This is a genomic window from Aeromonas sp. QDB56 (genome assembly GCF_027705505.1).
Lineage (GTDB): Bacteria > Pseudomonadota > Gammaproteobacteria > Enterobacterales > Aeromonadaceae > Aeromonas > Aeromonas caviae.
In genome coordinates this window covers 1-3,479 of the sequence record NZ_JAPDBZ010000219.1, presented here as the reverse complement: position 1 = coordinate 3,479, position 3,479 = coordinate 1, and the positions used below count along the sequence as shown (strand labels likewise).

The 3,479-nt window shown below is 56.7% G+C and carries 4 protein-coding genes and 1 pseudogene; 2 read left to right on the top strand and 3 right to left on the bottom strand.

Features of this window, described 5'->3' with window-relative positions; all coding sequences use genetic code 11:
• Positions 1 to 141: 141 nt before the first annotated feature.
• Entirely contained in the window at positions 142 to 321 is a 180-nt protein-coding gene (locus OKB81_RS19720; protein ID WP_010673858.1) for a DUF3545 family protein, read from the top strand.
• A 96-nt stretch (positions 322 to 417) separates the two neighbouring features.
• Here OKB81_RS19720 and OKB81_RS19715 read toward each other — a convergent pair whose 3' ends face one another.
• Positions 418 to 963, bottom strand: coding sequence for a hemerythrin domain-containing protein (locus OKB81_RS19715; RefSeq protein WP_041212588.1), 546 nt, complete (start codon positions 961 to 963; stop codon positions 418 to 420).
• 160 nt (positions 964 to 1,123) lie between these two features.
• Positions 1,124 to 1,804, bottom strand: coding sequence for a uracil-DNA glycosylase (gene ung, locus OKB81_RS19710; protein ID WP_048207174.1), 681 nt, complete (start codon positions 1,802 to 1,804; stop codon positions 1,124 to 1,126).
• Between the two features lie 614 nt (positions 1,805 to 2,418).
• On the opposite strand from ung, the gene grcA reads away from it, so the two are divergent.
• Entirely contained in the window at positions 2,419 to 2,799 is a 381-nt protein-coding gene (gene grcA, locus OKB81_RS19705) for an autonomous glycyl radical cofactor GrcA (RefSeq protein WP_010673855.1), read from the top strand.
• A 78-nt stretch (positions 2,800 to 2,877) separates the two neighbouring features.
• On the opposite strand, the pseudogene OKB81_RS19700 reads toward grcA, so the two are convergent.
• Positions 2,878 to 3,405, bottom strand: a pseudogene (locus tag OKB81_RS19700) (cation:dicarboxylate symporter family transporter); the annotation flags it as partial.
• Positions 3,406 to 3,479 lie beyond the last annotated feature (74 nt).

The window sequence follows — 3,479 nt, the reverse complement described above, 5'->3', positions numbered from 1 at the left end:
TTGGATCGGACATACTGAGTACAGTGAAACCAGAATAGAGCAATTAGATCACATCTTTAATCTGATTGGTATAAAAACGTTTTATTTTCAAAGGCGTCGTGTTATACGGATGGTGAAAACCATAAAACCAAGGAGGGAGCCATGGACATGTTCAACTTCGATTTTGACGAGGTCGTTGAGCTGGGTTCACGTAGCCGCGGGACAACGGGAAAAAAACGCAAATGGCGTGAGATTGAGGCGCTTAAAGACAAGCACCGCCTGCAAAAGGAGCTGCAGGCCATCGACATCGCCTATGAAGGATCGGACGACCTGGAGCTCTGATACGCCCACATCGCCCATGTTTCACTCCAGCGAGTGGAGCCATAAAAACAGCGCCCCGGATTGACCGGGGCGCTGTTTTTATGGGTGAACCTCCTGTCAGGCTGCAGGCAGCGAGAGCTGTTTGGCCAGCGCCTGGAAGTGCTGGCTCACCTCCGCCCCGAACAGGGGATCATTGATGGCCCGGTTCTGCCAGAGCTGTTCGAGATGACGCCAGTCATCCTCGGTCAGGGAGTCGCGCAGATGGGGGAAGATGACCCCTTCCTCATAGTTCATGTGCGCCTCCTGCTGCTCGATGAACTGCTCCAGACGGGCCACGAACTGATCCAGCGGGATGACCGCGTCCATCAGGATCATCTCCACCATCTCCTTGAGCTCGGTCCCTGCATCCAGCAGACGGGCGTGCTCCTCGTGCAGCCGGTTGGCCACCTCCCCCTCCACCACCCTGTATTTCAGGTAGTAGTCATAAATCATGTCTTCCTTCGGGTGGTGATACTTGTCGGATACCTCGCGCAGATAATCCACCACATCCCGCAGCAGGAAGTAGCTCACCGGCTGCTCATTGCGAATGGCCGCCAGCTTTTGCTTGAGCAGCGTCAGCAACCGGGTGATGTTGAGGTGGTCCTTATGCAGACTGGATAACATGGGCACTCCTTGCACTGAAATGAGAAAACGTCTGTCTCGAGTATACGGTCATTTATTGCCTGAACTTTGCACTCAATCAAGTCGTATGCAGACAGCGGCTGCACCAGCCTCTCACCACAGGAGGCACAGGGGAGACCATTTCCCCTGTGCATGCACGGCGTCAGGCCGCTGGATCGGCGCAGACCGAGAGCCAGTCGATGGGACTGCGTCCTTGCTGGACCAGCAGGCGATTGGCCTCGGAGAAGTGGCCGCAACCGATGAAACCGCGATGGGCAGAGAGCGGGCTGGGATGGGGGGCGCTCAGCACATGGTGGCGCGACCGGTCGATGAAGCGCCCTTTCTTCTGGGCATGAGCGCCCCACAGCAGGAAGACAACTCCCTGGCAATGGGCATTGATCCGCTCGATGACCCGATCGGTAAAGGTCTCCCACCCCAGGTGGGCGTGAGAGTGCGCCATGCCCGCCTGTACCGTCAGCACCGTATTGAGCAGCAGCACTCCCTGTCTGGCCCAGGATTCCAGGAATCCGTGATGGGGTGTGACAAAACCCGGCAGATCCCGCTGCATCTCCTTGTAGATGTTGACGAGGGACGGCGGCGTGCGCACTCCGGGCAAGACGGAGAAGCAGAGGCCGTGCGCCTGGTCCGGGCCGTGATAGGGATCCTGCCCCAGGATCACCACCTTGACGTCATCCAGCTCGGTCAGTTTGAAGGCATTGAATACCTCGGTCGCCGGGGGATAGATCACCTTGCCCGCCTCCCGCTCGGCCCTGACGGTGGCCAGGGTGTCCATGAAATACGCCTGCTCTTTCTCCGAACCAATCACATCTTTCCAGGTCAGCACACCCGTCTCCTCTCGTTGCGAATCCACTCCTTCCATCCTGGCTGGCATGCCAGCCTCTCCCTCTCCCCACTCCCCGCCTTCTGTCCAGCTTGGCACCGCTATCTCCTCGGTCAATAGAGCAAGGGGCTCAGGATAGGGTCCTCGCCCCCAAGACGCAACCGCATGGAGGTCAGGCTCAGCCTTGCCAGCCTGGGAAGTGGCGGCGGCGTTCACGGGCAATGACCGGTACTGCGTCGACACAGGAATAACAGGACGTCCTTCGGACAAGCCTCATGGGCAGGCCGATTTTCTCTGACGCCAGAAATAAACCCTAAAGGTGTAGTTAAATTACTAGATAATAATAATAAAAAATGCATAATTCATATATCTTACAAAAACAGAAAAATGATCTGTTTTTGATTCAACTCAATGATTTAATCCCTTTCAATGCACGCAAAATGGGGTTTTATTGATTTGGATCAATTTTCGTAATATTACCGTCGTGGTATATATGGCCCCAACGAAGTAAAGGTGTAAGGCAAGGCCCCGTTAAATCATTCCTTCCAAGAGGTGGTTTAAAAACATCAGGGTAATGTGCTTACCGTTGAATCCGCTTTCCTATGAGGAGTCATACCATGATCAAGGGCATCCAAATCACCCAGTCCGCCAACGCCGCTCTGCTGAACTCTTTCTGGCTGCTGGACGAAGAGAAACAACAGGCTCGCTGCATCTGCGCCAAGGGCGACAGCTTTGCCGCCGATCAGGAAGTCAGCCTCTCCGACCTGGGTCAATTCGAATACCGTGAACTGCCGGTTCAGCAAGAGCCTGTGGTCGAAGGGGGTCAGCACCTGAACGTCAACGTACTGCGCCGCGAAACCCTGGAAGACGCCATCGCCAACCCGGAAAAATACCCGCAGCTGACCATCCGCGTCTCCGGTTACGCCGTGCGTTTCAACGCCCTGACCCCGGAGCAGCAGCGTGACGTGGTCACCCGCACCTTCACCCAGAGCCTGTAAGGCGCCCTGCGTAAAGAGATAAAAAACGGCCCCCTCGGGCCGTTTTTTCATGGGTGATGATCGCCGCCGGAACCTGGGTCAGCTTCGCAGGTCCACCGGCCTTGCCACCACGGGTTTCGCCAGGGCGTCCTGCATGGTGGCCTCGTCGAGCTGATCGCAGTAACGAGCTACCACCAGGGTCGCCACCCCGTTGCCGATGAGGTTGGTCAGGGCGCGCGCCTCCGACATGAAGCGATCAATCCCGAGGATCAGCGCCAGCCCGGCCAGCGGCAGATGCCCTACCGCCGAGATGGTGGCTGCCAGCACGATGAAGCCACTCCCCGTGACTCCGGCCGCCCCCTTGGAGGAGATAAGCAGCACCACCAGCAGGGTGAGCTGATGGAACAGGTCCAGCGGGGTGTTGGTCGCCTGGGCGATGAAGACGGCGGCCATGGTCAGATAGATGGAGGTGCCGTCCAGGTTGAATGAGTAACCGGTCGGGATCACCAGACCCACCACTGACTTTTTGCAGCCCAGCGCCTCCATTTTCATCAGCATGCGCGGCAATACGGATTCCGATGAGGATGTTCCGAGCACGATCAACAGCTCTTCCCGGATATAGGCAATCCTGATTACCCATGATTAGCAGTCAGTTACCACGAACTATACTGATCTTACGTACAGTTATCGAGGTGCGAGAT